This window comes from Terriglobales bacterium (assembly GCA_035764005.1).
Classification (GTDB): Bacteria; Acidobacteriota; Terriglobia; order Terriglobales; family Acidobacteriaceae; genus Gp1-AA112.
Genome location: DASTZZ010000017.1, coordinates 41,555 through 62,360, shown reverse-complemented (window position 1 = coordinate 62,360; position 20,806 = coordinate 41,555). Strand labels below are relative to the sequence as shown.

General features: G+C 57.0%; 18 protein-coding genes. 6 read left to right on the top strand and 12 right to left on the bottom strand.

Annotation, left to right across the window (positions count from 1 at the left end; translation table 11 throughout):
* Positions 1–58 precede the first annotated feature (58 nt).
* The 3 genes from VFU50_02135 to VFU50_02125 all read left to right on the top strand — a co-directional run bounded on the left by VFU50_02135 (position 59) and on the right by VFU50_02125 (position 3,307).
* The gene (locus VFU50_02135) at positions 59–2,362 is read left to right on the top strand and encodes a glycoside hydrolase family 3 N-terminal domain-containing protein (GenBank protein HEU5231629.1); all 2,304 of its coding nucleotides are present in this window, start codon (positions 59–61) and stop codon (positions 2,360–2,362) included.
* Positions 2,363–2,444: 82 nt separating this feature from the next.
* Complete coding sequence (locus VFU50_02130) at positions 2,445–2,738, top strand: YtxH domain-containing protein (protein HEU5231628.1); 294 nt, start codon at positions 2,445–2,447, stop codon at positions 2,736–2,738.
* A gap of 47 nt (positions 2,739–2,785) precedes the next feature.
* Positions 2,786–3,307, top strand: coding sequence for a hypothetical protein (locus VFU50_02125; protein ID HEU5231627.1), 522 nt, complete (start codon positions 2,786–2,788; stop codon positions 3,305–3,307).
* 282 nt (positions 3,308–3,589) lie between these two features.
* Here VFU50_02125 and VFU50_02120 read toward each other — a convergent pair whose 3' ends face one another.
* The 5 genes from VFU50_02120 to aroB form a co-directional block, all read right to left on the bottom strand.
* A complete protein-coding gene (locus VFU50_02120) occupies positions 3,590–4,579 on the bottom strand; it encodes a polyprenyl synthetase family protein (protein ID HEU5231626.1) in 990 nt (329 codons plus the stop codon).
* A 1-nt stretch (position 4,580) separates the two neighbouring features.
* Complete coding sequence (locus VFU50_02115) at positions 4,581–5,081, bottom strand: YajQ family cyclic di-GMP-binding protein (protein ID HEU5231625.1); 501 nt, start codon at positions 5,079–5,081, stop codon at positions 4,581–4,583.
* 260 nt (positions 5,082–5,341) lie between these two features.
* Positions 5,342–5,572, bottom strand: a complete 231-nt coding sequence (locus VFU50_02110; protein HEU5231624.1) for a hypothetical protein — start codon at positions 5,570–5,572, stop codon at positions 5,342–5,344.
* 207 nt (positions 5,573–5,779) lie between these two features.
* Positions 5,780–6,547, bottom strand: a complete 768-nt coding sequence (locus VFU50_02105) for a ubiquinone/menaquinone biosynthesis methyltransferase (protein ID HEU5231623.1) — start codon at positions 6,545–6,547, stop codon at positions 5,780–5,782.
* 11 nt (positions 6,548–6,558) lie between these two features.
* Positions 6,559–7,680 (bottom strand): 3-dehydroquinate synthase, encoded by a 1,122-nt coding sequence (gene aroB, locus VFU50_02100; protein ID HEU5231622.1) that lies wholly within the window; start codon positions 7,678–7,680, stop codon positions 6,559–6,561.
* 81 nt (positions 7,681–7,761) lie between these two features.
* Here aroB and nadB point away from each other — a divergent pair, with 81 nt between their 5' ends.
* The gene (nadB, locus tag VFU50_02095; protein HEU5231621.1) at positions 7,762–9,318 is read left to right on the top strand and encodes an L-aspartate oxidase; all 1,557 of its coding nucleotides are present in this window, start codon (positions 7,762–7,764) and stop codon (positions 9,316–9,318) included.
* 30 nt (positions 9,319–9,348) lie between these two features.
* Here the strand turns inward: nadB and VFU50_02090 are convergent, their stop codons facing one another.
* Positions 9,349–11,019 carry a SpoIIE family protein phosphatase gene (locus VFU50_02090; GenBank protein HEU5231620.1) on the bottom strand — a complete coding sequence of 557 codons (1,671 nt, stop codon included), beginning with the start codon at positions 11,017–11,019 and terminating at the stop codon, positions 9,349–9,351.
* Positions 11,020–11,098: 79 nt separating this feature from the next.
* Here VFU50_02090 and VFU50_02085 point away from each other — a divergent pair, with 79 nt between their 5' ends.
* Together VFU50_02085 and VFU50_02080 are read left to right on the top strand one after the other, a co-directional pair.
* Positions 11,099–11,815 (top strand): ATP-binding protein, encoded by a 717-nt coding sequence (locus VFU50_02085; GenBank protein HEU5231619.1) that lies wholly within the window; start codon positions 11,099–11,101, stop codon positions 11,813–11,815.
* Positions 11,816–11,958: 143 nt separating this feature from the next.
* A complete protein-coding gene (locus tag VFU50_02080; protein HEU5231618.1) occupies positions 11,959–12,663 on the top strand; it encodes an adenylate kinase in 705 nt (234 codons plus the stop codon).
* A gap of 3 nt (positions 12,664–12,666) precedes the next feature.
* Here the strand turns inward: VFU50_02080 and VFU50_02075 are convergent, their stop codons facing one another.
* From VFU50_02075 to VFU50_02050, 6 genes are all read right to left on the bottom strand, one after another.
* Positions 12,667–13,131, bottom strand: a complete 465-nt coding sequence (locus tag VFU50_02075) for a GtrA family protein (protein HEU5231617.1) — start codon at positions 13,129–13,131, stop codon at positions 12,667–12,669.
* Positions 13,128–13,796, bottom strand: a complete 669-nt coding sequence (locus VFU50_02070) for a CDP-alcohol phosphatidyltransferase family protein (GenBank protein ID HEU5231616.1) — start codon at positions 13,794–13,796, stop codon at positions 13,128–13,130. Before VFU50_02070 ends, VFU50_02075 begins: the two co-directional genes overlap by 4 nt.
* A 347-nt stretch (positions 13,797–14,143) precedes the next feature.
* Entirely contained in the window at positions 14,144–15,940 is a 1,797-nt protein-coding gene (locus VFU50_02065; GenBank protein ID HEU5231615.1) for an acyl-CoA dehydrogenase family protein, read from the bottom strand.
* Positions 15,941–16,004: 64 nt separating this feature from the next.
* Entirely contained in the window at positions 16,005–16,415 is a 411-nt protein-coding gene (locus tag VFU50_02060) for a GxxExxY protein (protein HEU5231614.1), read from the bottom strand.
* A 59-nt stretch (positions 16,416–16,474) separates the two neighbouring features.
* Positions 16,475–17,653 carry an acetyl-CoA C-acyltransferase gene (locus VFU50_02055; protein ID HEU5231613.1) on the bottom strand — a complete coding sequence of 393 codons (1,179 nt, stop codon included), beginning with the start codon at positions 17,651–17,653 and terminating at the stop codon, positions 16,475–16,477.
* Between the two features lie 108 nt (positions 17,654–17,761).
* Positions 17,762–20,290 carry a 3-hydroxyacyl-CoA dehydrogenase NAD-binding domain-containing protein gene (locus VFU50_02050; protein HEU5231612.1) on the bottom strand — a complete coding sequence of 843 codons (2,529 nt, stop codon included), beginning with the start codon at positions 20,288–20,290 and terminating at the stop codon, positions 17,762–17,764.
* Positions 20,291–20,806 lie beyond the last annotated feature (516 nt).

Sequence of the window (20,806 nt, the reverse complement as noted above, 5' to 3'; positions counted from 1 at the left end):
GCCGTGTGATCAGGTTCACGAAAACGCGGTGTGCGGTCCTTCGTTGTGGAAAATCGCAGTGATCTGTGCCATCCCGATCGTGATGTTTGCGCAAGTTGCAGACTCCGGAACAACTGCGACGGAGCCGTATCGCAATTCCCAACTTGCGATCAACGACCGCGTCGCAGATCTTCTCAGCCGCATGACACTCGAAGAAAAGATCGAGCAGATCGCCGGCGGACGGCCTCGCCCGATAGTCGATACCACAAGCAAATTCAAGCCGGAGGACGCGCCCGCCGCGTTTCGCAAGCTCCACAGCATCGATTCCGATTTCACCCCTCATGACAGTGCGGTGCTGCGCAACGCTGCGCAGAGGTATTTGGTCGAGAAGACACGCCTTGGCATTCCCGCTATCTTTCAGGGCGAGGCGTTGCACGGATTTATGGAAAACGGGAGCACTAGTTTTCCGCAGGCGCTGGGACTTGCCAGCACTTGGGATCCTAGTTTGGTGCGCGAGGTGTTCAATGCTGCTGCCGATGAGATGGCCTCATCTGGAGTGAATCAGGCGTTTACTCCGGTGCTCGACCTGGCGCGCGATCCGCGCTGGGGGCGGACGGAAGAGACTTACGGAGAAGATCCGTATCTGGCGGCGCGCATCGGCGTTGCCGCCGTCGAAGGCTTGCAGGGACCGAATTATCTAATCGATCGCCATCATGTGCTCGCCACCGCCAAACACTTCGCCGTCCATGGACAGCCAGAGGGCGGCACGAACACTGCTCCGGGAAACTACTCCGAGCGAGTGATTCGGGAAATTTTTTTTGTCCCATTTCGGGCAGCCGTCGAAGAAGCGCACGTAGGAAGTGTGATGGCTTCCTACAACGAGATCGATGGGATTCCGTCGCACATCAATCATTGGCTCCTGCAGCGCGTGCTGCGCCAGGAGTGGGGCTTCCGCGGATATGTGACTTCCGACGGGAATGGACTGGACATGCTCGTCAATACGCATCACGTCGCGGCGGACAAAGCTCAGGCCGCGCGACTGGCGATTGCGGCAGGAGTTGATTTCGATCTTTCCGACGGATCGACTTACGCGACTCTTCTCGATCAAGTACGTCGAGGCATTGTGCCGCAGCAGCAACTCGACGATGCTGTCGCTCATGTCCTTGCGGCGAAGTTCCGTTTAGGACTATTCGAGAATCCCTACATCGATCCCGATTACGCCCAGAAGATCACCAACAGCCCAGAGCACCAGCAGCTGGCGCGCAAAGCTGCCGAAGAGGCCATCGTGCTGCTGAAGAACGACGGCAATCTATTGCCACTCGACTTGAAGAAGCTGAAGAGCATCGCAGTGATCGGGCCCAACGCGGCCGATGTCCATCTTGGAGGTTACAGCCGCGAGCCCGCGCATCAGGTCAGCATTCTCAATGGCATCCGCGCACGCGTCGGCTCGCAGGCAAGCGTACTCTATGCCGAGGGCTGCAAGATCACCACTGCTCAAGAAGGCTGGCGCGGCTGGTACGAGAACGATGTGAAGTTGGTCGATCCAGCGACTCAGGCAACTGCGATTCGAACTGCCGTCGAAGTCGCGCGCAAGTCTGATGTGGCCATCGTCGTTATCGGCGAGAACGAAAGCACGAACCGTGAAGCCTGGTCGGAACAGCATCTGGGCGATCGCGATTCGCTCGATCTGCTTGGCGCTCAAAATGAGTTGGTTCGGGCCATTGTCGAGACTGGCAAGCCGACTGTAGTTTTTCTGATCAACGGACGTCCGCTCTCAATCAACTACACCGCCGAGCACGTCCCTGCGATTCTCGAAGGCTGGTACCTCGGTCAGGAGGGCGGAACGGCTGCCGCGGAGGTGTTGTTCGGTGACGTAAATCCCGGCGGAAAACTTCCCATCACTTTTCCTAGATCGGTCGGTCAGCTGCCCGACTACTACAACCACAAACCTTCGATGAATCGCACTTACGCGTTTTCCACGCGGACCCCGCTATTTCCGTTTGGCTTCGGTTTGAGTTACACGACGTTCAACCTTGAAAATGTGCACGTGGAACCGCAGCAAATCTATCCCGGAGGTGAGGCCACCGTCTCAGTGGACGTGGTAAACACAGGGACGCGCGCGGGAGATGAGGTCGCTCAAATGTACATTCACGAGCGCGTCGCGTCAGTCACGCGTCCTGTTATGGAGCTCGAAGGATTTGAGCGCGTCCATCTCGATGCCGGTCAGCGAAAGACCGTGAAGTTCCGAATTGGACCCAGGGAACTTTCAATGCTCAACGCAGACATGCATTGGGTGGTCGAGCCAGGAACCTTCGACGTGATGGTCGGTCCGGGCTCTTCACAGACCACTTCGGTACCACTAGTCGTAACGGAAGTTCCTTGAGCTAGAGTTGCTGCCGGGCAGAAAGAGCCCGTCGTCGTTGTGCTAACATCACTTCCACTGGCAATTTTGCTGGGAGGCAGTTATGTCTGATAACGACAGCAGCAGCATTGGATGGTTCCTTGCAGGTCTTGGACTTGGCGCTCTGGTAGGCGTTCTATATGCCCCCAAATCAGGCCGCGAGACACGGGACACAATTCGTCAATCGGCCACCGAGGGACGCGACTATATCGCCAATCGCAGCCAGGAGTTCAGAGGGCAGGTCGATACCTGGGTGAGGAAGGGCAAAGACGCCGTCGGCCGTTCCAAGGATCAGATCTCATCCGCGGTTGAGGCCGGACGCCAGGCCTATCGTGAAGCAGTCGAGCCCAAGGGTTAGCCGCGCTTCGGTCCATCGCACCGCGCGATGGACCGAGTGCATTCCGCATGAACTCCAACCTCCTGACCGCCTTTATTGCGATTACTTCTGTAGCCGTCGTGCTGCAGATGCTGATCCTGCTTGGCATCTATTTAACAGTCCGCCGCACAACTTCTCAGATGGAAACCATTGCGCTCGACGTGCAGCGGCGTGCTACTCCGCTTATCGAGAACGCGCGCGATATCGTTGCGGATGCCACTCCGAAGGTGAAGGAAATTACCTCGAATCTGGCGGAGGCCTCCGCCAATGTGAAGCGCCATGCTACGACCCTCGGCGATACCGCCGTTGAAATTGCAGTCCGCGCTAAGAATAAGGTGGTCCAGGCCGACGACATGGTCACGCGCACTCTCGAGCGCGTGGAGAGAACCACGGGCGCTGTGCAAAATTCTGTGCTCTCACCCGTGCGGCACGTAAATGGCATTCTCAACGCTATCACCGTTGGGATTGGCTCGCTGCTCAATCAGAAACGCGAGACAAAGAATCAGCAGAGACAAAGATCTACGACGGGCGATGAAGGCATGTTTGTCTAGGGTCTGCTGAATTCTCACCAAAAATATAGGTTCTCCCGATTTCTTACCAGAACTCCCCTTAAACACATTTATCATCCCTCGCTCCGCCGCGATGCCATTTCCACACCAATTTATTGATTTTTGCGGAGCGGGGGATCTGCTTCTTGGTTGTGCTCGCGCGGAAAACCAGATCCCCCGCGCAGCAAAACAAGTTCTCGAACGGTAACCAGATTCGCAGCTGCGCGAAGGATGACAGTGTTGTGAGAGCAAAGTTTTTCCACGAAAAAACTGAATTCCCGAAATCTACTTCTCTCTTCCCACTACGAACTCAGGTATCCACAAGAGTGCACGTTTGATTTCATTGTCGGGAAATGGCGCGATCGCGCGGCGTGCCTGTTCGGCGTGCTCGTTGGCCGAGGCCATGGCGTACTCGACGGAGCTATAGCGTTCCAGAATGGAAACAACATCTCGATGCGCAACGTTCGCGAAGCAGCGCTCGTCGAGAACGGTTTCGATTAACTTGCGTTCTGATTCGGTACAACGATCAAGGGCGTGAATCACCGCCATGGTGACTTTGCCTTCGCGAAGATCGCTCGCGACCGGTTTACCCAGCACGTCTTCCGATGCTGTGAGGTCAAGCACGTCATCGACAATTTGGAACGCCAATCCCAGATTGCGTCCGTATTCGCCTAGCCGATCTTCGTCATCAGCGCTAGCCCGGCCAAGGACGGCCCCGAGCTTCATCGACACCGAAAATAGGCAAGCTGTCTTGCGATATATGAGGTCGAGATGCTCGGCTTGGCTGATGATCCGTCCAAGCCGCTCCATCTGCATGAGCTCACCTTCGACCATCTGCTGCGTGAGTCCGATCAGCAGGTCGAGCACTTTGAAGTTGTGCTCCTCGAGGGCGATCTTGAAGGCCTGCATGTACAGCCAGTCGCCCGCGAGTACGCACTTTGAATTACCCCACTGTGTATTCGCGGAGGGACGACCGCGTCGAGTAAGCGCCTCATCAATGATGTCGTCGTGTACAAGCGTGGCGGTGTGGACGATCTCCACGACTGATCCGAGCCGGACGGCTCCTTGCCCTTCGTATCCGGAGAGCTTCGCGGCGAGCAACAGGAGCGCCGGACGGATTCGCTTTCCTCCGCCCTCGCGAAGATATTCGCCAATCTCAGTAATGACGGTGACGCCCGAAACGGCATCGCGCTCGAACTCACGCTCGATGGCGAGCAAGTCGTCGCGCAGAAGATCAAAGACTTCTTTCGCCGCGACGCTGGCCGGAGTACTCACTCTAGTTGGACCTGTAGTTGGTGAACTGCATGTCGATACCGAAATCCTTGTTACGCAGTATGCCGATTACCTGCTGCAGGGTATCGCGGTCCTTGCCGCTCACGCGCACGGTGTCACCTTGAATCGAAGCTTGAACTTTTAGCTTCGAGTCCTTGATTAGCTTAACGATCTCGCGCGCCTTCTCAATCGGAATTCCCTGCTGCAAGGTGATTTTCTGGCGCACCGTCGATCCCGCCGCCGGCTCTATCGCCTGGTATTGCAAGCCTTTCAGCGGCACTTGGCGCTTCACCAGTTTGGTCTGAAGGACGTCGGTGACGGCCTTCAGTTTGTACTCGTCGGCGGAGGAGAGCACGATTGCGTCCTTCCCTTCCATACCGATGTTCGATTTCGAGTCCTTCAAATCAAAGCGCGTGTGAATTTCTTTGAGCGCCTGCTGAATGGCGTTCGCCACCTCCTGCAGGTCGATCTTGCTCACCACATCAAATGAATTCTCAGAGGCCATAGAGGATTGTGTAGCACTCTAGCTTAATTGGTTCTGCGACAGGATGCACCTGTGGTGTGGAATCTTCGCTTGGATAAAGACCTACGGGCATCAACGGTGTACAGAGCGGACGAGGTCGGGCAGGATTTCGCGATTGCGTGATTTCGTTTATTTCGCGATCGAAATCACGCAATCACAAATCACGAAACGGCGGAACATTCGAAAGGCACACGCTGATTGCTCGTCTTCGAACAAGAGCTTACCGCAACGGAAGATATAGCCTACGATGCCTCTTGCTTCTGCGGGCCTTCGTTGGCGGCGCTGCGTTGCGGGCCCATTTTGGAGCGAGCTGCGGCCGAGTGCATGGCGCGTTGCGCCTGCACAATCTTGTGCACTACGCCTTCGCTGAGGCCGAAGCGGCGTGCGATGTCTGGCGGACGCACACCCATCTCGCGTAGCCGGAAGATTTTTTTTCTTTCGACGTCTGTGAGTCGGAAAATCGCCTTGATCATAGAGCGCCGACATTCTGCACACAGCACTGGAAATTGTGCAGTGGGTCGGAACCCGAGGAGTAAACAGCGCTGCCGATTTCCACTCTAGTGGTTGCACAGAGTCTACGGCGTGGAGGGGTGGATCTTCTCTCACCCCAACACATGTCTTCGGCAACTAACCGACGTGGCGGCGCCCGAGGGAAGACAATCTCAAAGGCAATGTCTAAGCTACGAGTTGCAAGTAGCGTGGCGTTTTACTCCCCGATAAAGTCCTGCCACACCGAATGTATAACGCTGCCATCGAGCTTTCATATAACCCGCTGCTTCCATTCGGCCGATGATCTCTGCAGGAGGAGGAAACCGCGACACCGAGGCCGGCAAATACGAATAAGGGCCGTTTACGCCAGAAATAGCGGCTCCTATTTTGGGAAGCACCCTTCTGAAATAGAACCCGTACAATTTTCCAAGTAGCCCGCCGGGTTCGCTGAAATCCAGAATGCCCAGTTCTCCACCAGGACACAGTACGCGATAAATTTCGCGCAAGCCCGCATCGTAGTTGGCGAGATTGCGAAAGCCGAAGGCGGAAACTACCAGTCCGAAGGTCTGATCTGGGAAAGGCAAGCGCAAAGCGTCGGCTTCAACGGGAGCGATATTGTGCTCGTGAAATTTCGCTTCGCCGCGTTTCAACATACCGCGCGAAAAATCTACGCCGACGATAGTCGCTTTCGGAGCTTGCTTCCGAAGAGCGCGCGCCATGTCGCCGGTACCACAGCATAAGTCCAGCGCGCGGGCGCCCGGGTTCTGCAACGCCGAACGCAAAGAGCGTGCGGTGCGCCACCACCACAGGCGATCCACGTTCATCGAGAGCACATGGTTGAGCAGATCGTAACGCGGAGAGATCTCGTCAAACATCTGCTGCACTGCCTGGGCGGCAGCGCGCTCGTCCGTTGCACCTGCGGGGGCAGCGCCGGTCACGTGCTCCTCATGATCTCTCATCGTTGTAGACATTAGCTGCGGGACAATACGTGCAGTTGCTCTACCGCGTGCGCAACGACTTCGTCGGGCACACGATTGGAAATGATCACTTTGCCGATTTCTGTCGCCAGAATGAAATTCACTTTACCGTCGAGCGTCTTTTTGTCTCCGCGCGTGCGGCGCACGATCTCTTCGGGGCGGCTGTTCACTTCCGGAAGCGGCGAATAGGCGAGCACGCAGGAGACGATCCGTTGTGCCAATTCGGGAGATGTTTTGTGCACGGCAGTGCCGATCATTGCTGCGGCGGCCATACCCCACCCGACAGCTTCGCCGTGCAGAAAATGGCGATATCCGGTGTCCGCTTCCAACGCGTGACCGACTGTGTGCCCAAAGTTGAGGATACGGCGCAGGTTAGATTCTTTTTCATCCGCCGCCACGACTTCAGCTTTGATGCGCGCGCAGTCGTGAATTACTCGTTCAAGAAGTGCTGGATCGCGAGCCAGCAGCTTCTCGCGATCTTTCTCGGTGATTTCGAACAGCTTACGATCGCGAATGACTCCGGACTTGATCACCTCGAACAAGCCCGCACGAAATTCCCGATCTGGGAGGGTGGAAAGGACTTCGGGGTCGGAGATCACGATCAGCGGATGGTGAAACGTTCCGAACAGATTCTTTCCTGCGCGCAGATTTACGCCTGTCTTCCCGCCAATGGCTGCATCAACCTGTGCCAGGAGCGTGGTCGGAATCTGAACGAATTCCACCCCACGCATGTAAACCGAAGCCAGCAGTCCGGCGAGGTCGCCGACCACGCCTCCGCCGAATGCGATCACTACAGCATTGCGATCAGCTCCTTTTGTGGCCATCCGTTCTGCCAGTTGCTCGACTGTCGTGACGCTCTTATTGCGCTCGCCGTCCGGCATCTGTAGCACGAAATAATCGATCTTCGCGTCCGCAAGACTCCTCTGCAGCGCTTCTCCCCAGAGCCTCCAGACCGGTTCAACCGTGACCACGAAGCATCGAGACTTCTTACTTGGGAGCAGCTTGGAGATCGTCTTGCCGGCTCGCTTGAGAATGCCTCCCTCCACCAGCACCGGATAAGACGCGGTCTTAGTTTTTACCGTGATCTTTTTCACAAGCTTTTCATCATATCCCACGCGTTCTCGCGCGATTGTGCGCCACGCTAATCCAGTGAGTAAGTAAGCAAATCGCGCGTGCTACCATCGAAGTTTCCTTTTATGGCATCGCTTCCATCCGAGACAGATTTCATCGTGGTCGGAGGCGGAATCGCCGGACTCCGCGCTGCCATAGGTCTTGCCGAAGCTGGCCGCGTTCTCGTTGTGACCAAGCAGGAAGTCACCGAGAGCAATACGCAATATGCACAGGGCGGAATCGCTGTTGCCCTGAGCGACGACGACGAAGTCGCGCTTCACCTGCAGGACACGATCGATGCCGGCGATGGGCTAGTAAATATAGAAGCGGCTCGGGTGCTCGTAGAAGAAGGGCCGCAACGGATCCAGGAGCTGATCAACTGGGGAACGGAGTTTGACCGCAGCGGCAGCCGGCTCAGCTTTACGCGCGAAGGCGCGCACAGCCGCTCGCGCATTCTGCATGCCCATGGGGATTCCACGGGACGCGAAATCGGACGAGCTCTCATCGCTCGCGCGCGTGCTATTCCTAACATTTCCTTTACTGAGTTTGAGTTCACGGCTGATCTCTGCGTCAACGAGGGCGCAATCACGGGCGTCTTCCTGCTTTCCCCGGATGGAACCCGGACCAGCGTCCGTGCTCGCGCAGTTCTGCTCGCCACCGGGGGCGCAGGACAAGTTTATTCCGACACAACCAATCCATCGGTCGCCACAGGTGATGGTATAGCCATGGCCTATCGCGCGGGAGCTGCGATCAGTGACATGGAGTTTTTCCAGTTCCATCCAACCGCGCTCTCAGTACCTGGCGCACCGCGGTTCCTGCTTTCTGAAGCGCTGCGGGGTGAAGGTGCGTTGCTCTTGAATCCCGCGCGCGTACGCTTCATGCCGCAATACCACCCAATGGCTGAGCTTGCTCCGCGTGACGTGGTGGCGCGCGCAATCGTGCAGGAGATTGCAGCCAGCAAAAAAGCCCAGGCGACTGCATATCTGGATATGCGTCATCTCGACGCGGCCATACTGCGCGCCCGCTTTCCGCGCATTTACTCTACGTGCCAACAGTATGGAATTGATATAACCCGCGATCTCATCCCCGTGCGTCCCGCCGCGCATTACCTGATGGGAGGGATCAAGACGGATTTGCATGGGCGAAGTTCGGTGCCGGGGTTATATGCTGCCGGCGAGACCGCCTGCACTGGAGTGCACGGAGCGAATCGCCTTGCCAGCAATTCTCTGCTTGAGGGACTGGTATTCGGCGCGCGCGTAGCGGGGGCGATGCGAGAAGAACGAGGAATTGGTGCAGCACGACCTTGCGGAGAGTCTCAAGGTCACAGCCCCGGCGACGCCGCTCGGATTGCTGCGCAGCTCCGTCACTCAATGTGGGAGTATGCGGGAGTTGTCCGCAATCGAGCAGGCCTCGAGAAGCTTGAGCAGCAATTTCCAGATTGGGAGAGAGTGGCAGGGTCAGGCGTGGATCGGCAATCGATCGAAACCCGAAACCTGCTTACGGTGGGGGCGCTCATCACGCGTTCGGCGTTAGCCCGAGAAGAAAGCCGCGGAGCGCACTTCCGCAGCGATTTCCCTCATCACAATCACAGCGCATTCCTGAAGCACTCGACTGTGCGCGGGGACCAGATCAGCTTTGAGTGACGAAAAGGGCTGCGCTTGTGCGGGTTTAATCTAGCTTCCGAGGTACTCGAGTTCTACGGTGGTGCAGTCGTCAGAAGGGGGAGCGCCTTGCGCGAAGTCGCTGACGGCGGCGAAGAGATCTTTTCCGGCAAGCACGGTCGCTTCGAGGCGTTCATCCCCGAAGAATTCAGCTTCCCGATTTTGCGCTTCGTTCACGCCATCGCTCACGAGCACGATGCGATCACCAGGTTCCAGCCTGAAGGTGTAAGTCTCAAATTCAGCAGTGGGAATGAGTCCTAAAGGCAGATTACCCTCGCTCGGACGCAGGATGTTTCCATTCGCAACGCGAACGGCAGGGACATGTCCACAATTGAGGAACTCGCATTCGCCATTTGGCTTCACTTTCAGCACGTTGCACGTGGCGTATTTCTCGCCGAGCTTCTTCACGCAGAGGAAGCGATTGACCGCCGATGCAATCTCGCTGAGAGGAACGTGCGAAACAAGTTGCGAGTAGATCATTCCTTGCAGAATGGAAGCCAGAATTGCAGCGGAAACGCCTTTTCCGCAAATGTCGGCTAAAACGAGGTAGAGATTTCCATCCGCAATCACGGCGTCGTAGAAGTCGCCGCCGATCTCCTGGCAGGGTAGGCTTCGCGCGCGCAGGCGAGCGAAGTGCACTTCCGGAATCACAACGGTCATCAACCGCTGCTGAATGCTGGCGGCGATGGCGAGTTCTTTCTGATACAGGCGTGCGTTCTGTTCTGACTGGGCCAGTTGGGCGGTTTCGATGAGCGCCGCAGCTTCCGTCGCGACCGTGTTGAGAATGTCGCGACTCAGGCTCGATAGACCACGCGAAGCCAACCGGCTGTCGAGATAGAGAACGCCATTAATCGGTCGCTGCTGCTCGCCTTCCGCTGCTGTTTGGCTCTGCGCTGAAATATTCGTGCGAAACAACGGCATGCAGATCACAGTGCGCAGATCGTGAGCGACGATGCTCTGGCGGGCTGCGAGATCGGAGTGGCTCGCTGTGTCTGTAATGATCACGCGCGACGCGGAGGTCATTGCGTCCTGAAGGATGGAGTGCGAGATAGTGCTGTCGTCCTTGAGTTCGTCGCCTAGCGAATTGCGCCCAACTCCAAGACTGAGCTCTCCGTCCTTCTGCACCAGGAAAACAAAGCCGCGCTCGGCGCCGGTAATACGCAAGGTAGCCTCAACAAGTGTGACTAGAACGTCATCGAGCGCGCCACGGCTGTTGAGCTTGCGCGCTACTTCGAGGAAAAACGCAAGCTTCTCGAGGTCGGAAGCTTCCTTCTCGACCTGAAGTCCGGAAATCTGGCTTAGCAGTTCGCGCGCTGCGCTGCCCGTTTGCGATGTAGTTCCATACTGAAAAATTACAAAGTTGCGATCGTTGTTGCTGCCGAACTGAATGCGATCGTTGTTGATCAGCTTGTGACGCTTGACCGGCGTACCGTTTACGAACGTGCCATGCTTGCTGGCCAGGTCGAGCAAGAAGTATTCGCCACCCATTTGCACGATTTCGGCGTGATCGCGCGAAGCCATCGGATCGGTGATAACCAAGTTCTTCTCCGCACGGCGGCCAATCGTAAAAGGAAACGTGACCAGCGGAACCGCCTGCTGCTTGTCTCCCTCAATGCGGAGAAGCACAGGGAATTCCTGGGCAGCGACGATTGTGTTTTGCGCCGATGATGCCTGGCTGGACATAGCTGAGGAACTCGATAAGCGTAACACTACTTTTCTGGGCTTCGGTATACGGCCCGGTACAATAGCTGGCCTGAACCCAATGCCGAAGCGCGTCGTAATCTCGTGGAGCGGTGGCAAAGACAGCGCATGGACCCTATACACGCTGCGTCGACAGCCCAAGGAGTACGCGATTCTCGGACTGCTGACCACTATTAATCAGCAATACAACCGAGTAGCCATACACGGTGTTCGGAGGGAACTGCTCGAAGCCCAGGCATTGGCGGCAGGGCTTCCACTCTGGGTGGTCCCCCTTCCCTCACCCTGTACCAACGAACATTACGAACGCCGAATGACCAATGCTCTGCATTTCATGCAACGGCTGGGAATCGAGGCCATTGCCTTCGGCGATCTATTTCTGCAGGACATCCGCGCTTATCGAGAGAGCCGCTTCGGCGGCTTGGGGCTGGAGCTGCTATTCCCGCTTTGGGGCATTCCAACCGGGGAGTTGTCGCGAGACATGATCGACTCCGGTTTGAAGGCGCGGCTTACTTGCGTAGATCCGCGCTCTGTTCCGGCCGAATATGCTGGCCGGGAATACGACGAGCGGCTCTTGCGCGATCTGCCACCATCCGTAGATCTCTGTGCCGAGAACGGCGAGTTTCACACCTTTGTTTACGACGGGCCGATGCTTCGTTCTCCTATCAGCATCCGGAGCGGCGAAACGGTGGAACGCGAGGGTTTCGTCTTCGCCGATCTCCTCCCTGCCGGTCAGGAGGCTTCGAAGAGTGTTCCCGATCCCGCGATTCTTGCGGGCTAGGTGGAAACAGTAGTCCAAATCCGTACCCATCCGCTACCACGGACGTACTGACGAGCGCTCCTGCCAAGGTGGGGAACCGTTTACACTAGACCTTGTCCGCTGCAGTGGTGGCGGAGAACTCATATTCAGGCTTCTATTTTCTAATGAATACTCCTGCAACATCGGTGGCCGACTACGTAGCTCGAGCGGTCGGTCCAATTATTCTGCTTGGTCCTCCCGGCGCAGGAAAAGGGACTCAAGCCAAACAAATCGTGGAGCGGTATGGCGTGCCGCAAATCTCGACCGGAGATTTGCTCCGGGAAAACGTGAAGCTGGGCACCGAACTGGGCAAGAAAGCCAAGGCAGTAATGGATTCCGGCAAACTCGTGTCGGACGACATCGTTTGTGACATGGTGGCCGAGCGCGTTGCCCGTCCGGATTGTGCGCGTGGATACATCCTCGACGGTTTCCCTCGCACTGTAGCCCAGGCCGAGTGGCTTGATGGATTCCTTGCCGCTCGCGGATCGAAGCTGCCGCTGCGTGTGATTAAGATCTCCGTCGATTACGACAAGCTGCGGAAGCGTCTTACTGGGCGCCGCACGTGTCCGGTCTGCGGGACTATCTACAACATCTATACGACGCCTCCGAAAAATGACGAAGTGTGCGACAAAGATGGCGCGAAGCTCACCTTCCGCAAGGACGACAGCGAAGAAGCGATCGACATTCGGCTCACCGCATACGATAAAGAGACTCTCCCTCTCAGCGAGTACTACCGCAAACGAGGACTGCTCACGGAAATCGACGGCGATCTCGCGCCGGATCTGGTGACCGGAGAACTCTTCGCCGTGCTGGATAAAGGCACACTCTGATCCTCAAACGATCTCGCGGCCGGATGCTCTAAACCAGAGCGTCGGCCCGCCTCTGTCGCGCGTTCGCGAGCGGAATACCAGGCGATCACCAACCACGAAATTGAGCAGCGAACAGATGAGTATGCTCACCGCATTCGCGAGCAGATAGGGCATTCTGGCCCACGTTACCAGCGTCCACGTAAACACGACGTTGCCGACCATCGAAATTAGACCGTTGGCTGCATGAAAACGAAAGAGGCGACTCCCAACCCCGGCACGACCTGAAATGACATCTGCCCAGGTAACGCGCTCATGCCAGATGAAATTGTGAACCAAGGCAACTTCGACGGCACAGGCGGTCGCCAGCCGATAATCGAGTCCGACAAAGCGCTTGAAGAAGAAAAGCACAACGAGTTGAATTCCGAAGCCGAGTAGCCCTACAAGATTGAATATCCCCCATCGACTCCATTGCGATCGATCTGTTTTCATTTGAGTCTCTCCGCTTCGAAGAGAACTCGTCCATGCTTGATCGCCGAGAACAGAGCGATCCCCGTCATGCCGATCGCGCCAATTGCTCCACCGAAGTCGAGGAGGCTCAGCGGCAATCCAAACGGGTGGGCAGCAGGTTGAAAGAACAGGTACACATTGCCAATACACAGCAGGATGCGCAGCTCAGTAGGACCGAGCCCGCCATATGACATCTCGAATTTGCCCAGCGCGTAGGTAGCCAGAAAGATTTCGGCAGATAGCAGCAAGTACGCGATGAGGACCCAGGCAGCTACAATCGGCTGCATGAAGCCTGAAGCGCTGAGACCTGCAAGCACCGCGGTTACTCCGAAGCAGTCGATGATGTGGTCGACGTAGAAGCCATACCGGGGTCGTTGCCGGTTACGGTGTCGGGCCAGCGTTCCGTCAAGACTGTCGCCGAGCCAGTTCAGGGCGAGAAAAACACAGGCAAGCAACAGCCCATATTGGCCGTAGGCTGCGAATGCATAGGACGCTCCGGTGAGAAGCATGCCCAGTGCACCTAGCGCGGTGAGGTGATCAGAATTCACGGCCTCGGGCGTTCTTGATGCCAGCCACCTCAGGACCTTCTTTTCCGATGTGGCAATAACGTTCTGTTGCACCCGAATGGCTTCCTGAAAAACAGCCACCCTAGTTCCTTCCAGTCTGAGTTGCACTTCTGACATCTCTGCAATCCTCCAATCGAGAGTCGTTCGTTCGCAGCGCAGTGCGAACGTGCACGATTTGAGGGCGGTGGGATTGCGAGAACAATCCAGCGATGCTCGCCTGTGGGTAAATTCGAGGTAAAGCAGGATCTCGCGCGGACTCAGAGAGTTAGAGCTGGGGTGGAGATCGGCAAACGCGCGTTTCGCGATTTGAACGGCGACAGAGCTCTCCCGGATCCGGGGTGCGAGGCAAGAGCGCCTCACCCGTTCGCTACCGCGAACGGTACTGACGCAGCGACCCCGAGAGGATTGAACGTTACGACCAAGTGGCCCTAGCTGATCGTGTACTTCCCTGCCTCGATGGTCCTGGTAGCGATCTGCTGGCGTAGTCCGATCACGTTGGTCGGTTCGTGCTTCATGAGCCGGCGAAGGATCGTCGTCTGAATCCGCAGGTTGTCGCCTTCCGCAGCCGCAGCCAGCACGCGCCGGGCCGCGACTTCGATGCGCGCCATTGCTTCGGACAGATAAACCTGAGTCATAGCGACTGGAAGACCTGCCGTGCTTCCCCCTTGCGCCTGCACCAGCTTCATAGTTCGCAGGAGCGCCGAATCCATGGCAAAGACTTCGATGATTACGTCGGCCAGCGCGGCCATAACCTCCTGCTGATCGGCGAGCTCCATCATGTATCGCTGGGAAGCCACTCCCGCGACAAACAGCGCAGTTTTCTTGGCGTTGCCGACCAGCGTGCGCTCGGATGCAAGCGCTCCTTCCACTTCTTCGCCCATCGATGGGCCGGATAGCACCTCATCCATGAGCTTTTTGATAGCCGGCATCAACGCGAGCTGTCCGCTCATCGCCCGCTTCATCAGCCAGCCGGTGATGATCATGCGGTTGATCTCGTTCGTGCCCTCGAAGATGCGGTTCACGCGCGAGTCGCGATAGGCGCGCTCCGCCGGATACTCTTCGACGAAGCCGTAGCCACCATAAATCTGCACCACGTGGTCGACGACGCGATCGAGCATCTCCGAGCCCCAGACTTTCAGGATCGAGCACTCGACGGCGTATTCCTCGATCCCCTTCCGAATCTGGGTAGAAGCGTCGGGCGATTTCTTGTCGATATCCCGCAAAGCCTCATCGATCATGCCTACTGTGCGATAAGCCAAGGCCTCACCAACGTAAATGCCCGTCGCAATGTCCGCGATCTTTTCCCGAATCAGGCCAAACTCGGACAGAGTCTTGCCGAACGCCTTGCGCTGCTTGGCATATGAGAGTGCGGTCTGCAGCGAGTTTCGCGCGCCACCGACGCATCCGGCTCCCAATTTGAAACGGCCGATGTTCAAAATGTTAAAAGCGATGATGTGTCCTTTGCCGATTTCTCCCAGGACGTTTTCAACCGGTACCTGGCAATCATTGAGAATCAGCGGACATGTCGAAGAACCGCGAATTCCCAGCTTCTTCTCCTCGGCTCCCACTGAAAATCCAGGAAACGTGCGCTCGACGATGAACGCCGAGAACTTCTCGCCGCCAACCTTGGCGAAGATGACGTAGAGGTCGGCAAATTTGGCATTCGTGATCCACATCTTCTCGCCATTGAGCACGTAGTGCTTGCCGTCGGCGGAGAGTTCGGCACGAGAACGACAGTTGAGGGCGTCTGATCCTGAGGAAGATTCTGACAGCGCATACGCTCCCACCCACTCGCCTGATGCGAGCTTCGGCAGATACTTCTGCTTCTGCTCGGGCGTGCCGAAGTAAACGATCGGCAGCGTGCCTATGCCGACGTGCGCTCCCCAGGTAACGCTGAAGCTTCCCGATTTGGCAATGTAGTCGGCGATAATGGCGGAGGTGACTTTGTCCATGTCCATCCCGCCGTACTCTTCGGGAATGTCGACGGACGCGAGGCCGAGTTCGCTGGCTTTCTTGATGAGCTCGCGGCTGACGGAGTAGTCCTTGTGCTCGATCTTCTCGATGTTCGGGACAATCTCTTTCAGCGCAAATTCCTCCGTGGTCTGAGCGATCTGGCGATGCTCGTCGGTAAAGTCTTCAGGCGTGAAGACCTCGTCAGGACGGCGATCTTCAATGAGAAAGCTGCCACCAGCGATTTTCGTTTTAGGAATTGCTGCCGTTGCCATGAGAAACCTCCAAACCGGGAGTTAACACGAAGGTCACGAAGTTGTAATTCAAGGTCACGGAGAACTACTTCCAGTTGAAGCCGTTCACCACCCTGCGAATGCCTTCTTTCAGGTGCTCTACGTGAAAGTTGATGATCAATCCGAGTGGCCGATCTGTCAGACGCAAGTACGAAAGAAGCTGTGCTTTGTGCACCGGCGCGATTGCTTCTACACACTTGATTTCTACGATGACACAGTCTTCGACAATGAGATCGATGCGGTATCCCACATCTAACTTCAACCCGCGATAGACGAGCGGAAATGGAACCTGGGAACGAACTCGGAGACCACCTTCTTGGAGCTCATGCAAGAGACAAGCTTCGTATGCACTCTCGAGAAGACCAGGACCAACGGCTGTATGCACTCTCATCGCAGCGGTGATCACTCGACCACTGATCTCCTGAGCAGTCAATGCGCGCTTGGCACCCGATTCCATATCAGCACTCTCCGTGACCTCCGTAAAACCTCAGTGACCTTCGTGTTAACTCCCCGGCCTTACGCGATATTCTCGAAAATCCCCGCCGCGCCCATGCCACCGCCGACGCACATCGTCACTAAACCGTAGCGTGCATTTCGACGTTTCAGTTCGCGGATGATGCTCGCCGTCAGCTTGGCTCCGGTGCAGCCCAGGGGATGGCCAAGCGCGATCGCTCCGCCGTTTGGGTTCACTTTGGCCGGATCCAGCTCTCCTGCTTTGATGACGGAAAGCGACTGCGCGGCGAAGGCTTCGTTCAGCTCGATTACATCGATCTGGTCCAGTTTGAGTCCGGCAATCTTTAGTGCCTTGGGAATCGCGTACACCGGACCAATGCCCATTTCTTCAGGCTTGTATCCAGCGGTGGCGAACGCTATGTAGCGAGCCAGCGGCTTAATGCCGAGCGCCTTCGCTCGCTCGCCGGACGTAACGATCGTTGCCGCCGCACCGTCTGACATTTGCGACGAATTGCCGGCCGTCACGGTCCCTTTGGCGTGGAAAGCCGGCTTCAATCCTGCTAGAGCTTCGAGCGATGTGTCCGCTCGCGGCCCGTCGTCGATCTTGAATTCGATGTCGATTCGCTTCGGCTTGCTTCCATTCGGTGTGGTGAAGCTGACTGGAACGGGAACGAGTTCGTCGTTGAACTTCCCCGCCGCGATTGCGGCCAACGCTTTCTTATGGCTCTGGAGCGAAAATTCGTCGGCCTGTTCGCGCGTGATCCCAAAGCGCTGCGCCAGGCGCTCTGCTGTGAGTCCCATCGAAAGATATGCGTCCGGATAATTTTCGATCAGCCACGGATTGGCGCTGACTTTGTTGCCGCCCATGGGAATCATCGTCATCGACTCGACACCGCCGGCGAGGACTACATCGACGCTTCCCGATCCAATTCGCTCCGCGGCCATCGCAATCGCCTGCAGCCCGGAGGCACAGAAGCGGTTGATGGTCATCGCTGAGCACTCGACGGGAAGTCCGGCGCGTAGCGAAGCGATCCGCGCTACGTTCATCCCTTGTTCCGCTTCGGGCATCGCGCAGCCAAAGATTACGTCTTCAATTTCTTTCGGGTCGACCTGCGGCACACGCGCAAGCGCGCCTTTGATGGCCACGGCGGCCAGATCGTCTGGACGCGTATTGCGCAGACCGCCCTTGTAGGCACGACCCACGGGCGTGCGCACGGCACTGACGATAACTACTTCTCTCATTTCAAAACCTCCGGGGGTTAACACGGAGGTCACGAAGTCTGTACGAAGTTCACGAAGAACTCCGTGCCCTTCGTTCAACCTTCGTGACCTTCGTGTTAACCCCCGTTTTTAGTTCCTCAACGTCTTCCCTGTCTTCAGCGTGTATTGAATCCGTTCCTGCGTCTTCTTCTCCCCGCAAAGTGATTTGAACGCCTCGCGCTCCAGGTCGAGCAGGTACTGCTCGCTCACAGGCGTACCGGGCGTGACGTTTCCGCCGCAGAGCACTTCTGCCACTTTGTTTCCGATCTTCACTTCATGATCGCTGATGTATTCACCCTGACGCATAAGATGTACGCCGAGTTTCAACGTCGCAAGGATGCTCTCGCCCGGAGCGGGAACGTCGGTGCGCATCACCGGCGCGCTGTAGCCTTCTTCGACGAGTTCGAGCGCGCGGCGTTTGGCGTCGCTGAGCAGGCGGTCGCGGTTCATGGTAATCACGTCAGCTTCTGACAAGAATCCGATATGTCGCGCTTCGGCTGCGGAGGTCGAGACCTTCGCCATCGCGATGGTCTCGAAGTTCTTCTTCATTGCCTCCGTTAACTCGACCGACTCGCCGCGTCCGGCGGGACGGATGCTCGAAGCAGCATCGACGGCACGCAGCAGCATCTCTTTGCAGCCGCCTCCGCCGGGAAGGAGTCCGACTCCAACTTCAACCAGCCCCATGTAAAGCTCCGCATGAGGCTGGCGCGCAGCAGCATGCAGGCTTACCTCAGTTCCGCCTCCGAGGCACATTCCGAACGGCGCCGCGACCACAGGCTTCGGGCAAAACTTAATCGCCTGCGTCATACCTTGAAAACCGCGAATCGCGAGATCGACCTCGTCCCACTCGCCTTCCTGAATGGCCATGAGCAACAGCATAATGTTGGCGCCGACGGAGAAATGCTGCGCGTCGTTGGTGATGACGAAGGCGTCGAATTGTCCCAAAGCGGGACTGCCGGGTTTCAGCGTCTGGGTGACGAACTGAACGATATCGCCGCCGAGTGAATTCATTTTGGAATGGAACTCGATGCAGCCGACGCCATTGCCCAAATCCACCAGCGAGGTCGAGGCATTTTTCTTGACTACGCCATTGGATTTCTTGGCGACTCCAACTGACCACACTCCCTCGGGTACCTCGATCGGTGCATAGGACGAGCTTCGGACATCGAAGTAGCTGCGGCCCGAAGCTGCGTTCTTATCGTCCGCATACCAGCTCGTTTTTCCGCTCGCCAGCAGCTTCTCGACATTGGAGGCCACCGGACGGCCTTCCTTCTTCATGCGCTCGACCGTAGCGCTGACGCCGGCTGCGTCCCACATTTCAAATGGGCCGAGTTCCCAGTTGAAACCCGTGCGCATCGCACGATCGATCTCGACCACCGAATCCGAGATCTCGGGAATGCGATTGGCGGCGTAGGTCCAAAGTTCGGAGAGAGAAGTCCAGTAAAACTGAGCAGCTTTGTCGCGCGGATCGGCCGTGATGAGCATCTTCAGCCGCTCGGCCGGCGCATCGACGTTCTTCCCCATCTCCAGAAGTTGGAATCGCGCTTTGCCGCGCGGATGATATTCCAGCGTCTTCCAATCGATCGCGAAGCGCTCTTCGCCTGATTCCGATTTGGTCTTTTTGTAGAAACCCTGCCTGGTTTTGTCGCCGAGCCACTTTCGCTCGAGCATCTGGTTGTAGAAATCCGGGAGCTTCAGCTCCGAGCGCTCGTCGTGGACACTCTCCGTCATGTTGCCGACGACATGCGCGAGAATGTCGAGACCGACCAGATCAATGGTGCGAAACGTCGCCGACTTCGGCCAGCCGACGGCTGAGCCGGTGAGCGCGTCGATGTCCTCGATCGAGAATCCCATCTCCTGCATGATGCGCATCACGTTCAGCACTGAAAACGTGCCGATGCGATTGGCGATAAAGTTCGGCGTGTCCTTGGCGCGGACGATGGTCTTGCCTAGGCGCTGATCGCAAAAATGCGCGATCGCCTCCATCGCTGCGAGATCTGATTCCGGAGTGGGAATGATCTCTAGCAGCCGCATGTAGCGCGGAGGATTGAAGAAATGCGTGCCAAACCAGTTGCGGCGAAATGCCTCGCTGAATCCTTCGGCGATGCTGCCGACCGGCAGGCCGCTGGTGTTAGTGGTTACGATCGCCGTCGGCTTGCGGACCGCCTCGACTTTCTTCAGCAGCGCGCGCTTGATTTCGAGGTTCTCGGCAACAGCTTCGATGATCCAGTCGGTATCGGCGAGGAGTTTGAGGTCGTCTTCAAAGTTGCCGGTCTTAATGAGGCGCGCCAGCGATGGATCGAAGAACGCGGCAGGCTTTGACTTCTTCGCTCCTTCGAGTCCGCTGAGCACGATCTTGTCGCGCTCGGCGCTGCGCTCCCCTGGCTTCGGCGCCGGAGCTCCGGGCGGGACGATGTCGAGTAAGTAGCTGGGAATTCCAGCGTTTGCGAGGTGTGCCGCGATGCGGGAGCCCATGGTCCCCGCGCCCAAAACCGCAACTTTGTTGATCTGAATCGCCATGCCCCGGCTTTCGCTCGCCATAGGCGAGGTTCCCATCTTATCGGAGCTAAAGGTCAGCGTGGCTATACGGGAAAGGTTCGTGTCCAGGGTGGTCGGCATGGCCTTAGTGAGATGCTACTGAATGAGTATTCATTCAGTCAATTAGATGCTGGATCGCAGTTAACACGAAGGTCACGTCCGTGTCAGTAGCGTCCCGCGTTAGCCGGGATGAGTGTGGCGGCTCTGAGGGCTCGGGGTTCTCGAGGGTGATCGCTCATCTGGCACTTTGACTCGATAATCATCAGATTTCGCTATTCAGCTTTCGAAACCGCTTGATTGGCGCAATTCAACGTATGACTCCGACGCAACTAGCGGAGATGATTTTGCCTATGAGAGAGAGAGAGAGAGAGAGAGAGAGAGAGAGAGAGACTCGACAACGAGCTACAGCACGTAATAACGAGAGTGCAAAAGATACGTGAGAGGTCTCGCGCCACACGCCAACAATCCGCATGGCTGAGAGAGCAGAGCCTCATGCTTGCCAAGTTGACGCTCAAGAACTCAGGCAAGGACCGCGCAAGACGCAGTGGAAATGCTGGACTGCTCGCATAGACCCATTCGCTTACCCGCGAACGGTAC